Annotated in this window: 1 pseudogene; it reads right to left on the bottom strand. The window is 69.8% G+C overall.

Annotated elements, in window-relative coordinates:
* Nucleotides 1-222 (bottom strand): annotated as a pseudogene (locus EBL85_RS17020) (glycosyltransferase); the annotation flags it as partial.

The following is a 222-nucleotide window of genomic DNA, read 5'->3' as shown; positions in this document are numbered from 1 at the left end:
CCAGCCCCGAGAGGATCATCGCCCCGATCCGGCCCACACTCGGCCGGTCGGCCAGGGTCACGAAGGGCACCCCCATGTAGAGCGATTCGAGCAGCGTCGTCCCCGAGTTGTGCGGGAAGCAGTCGAGTCCGATGTCCATGCCCCGCAACACGTCCCACGGCGGGGAGTGATAGCCGATCTCCAGGCGCTCGCCGCCGATCCCGTGCGCGGCGAAGCGCTCGG

Source organism: Marichromatium sp. AB32, assembly GCF_003718675.1.
Taxonomy (GTDB): domain Bacteria; phylum Pseudomonadota; class Gammaproteobacteria; order Chromatiales; family Chromatiaceae; genus Marichromatium; species Marichromatium gracile.
Note: the sequence above shows the minus strand (reverse complement) of the source record. Positions and strands in the feature narration are given on the sequence as shown.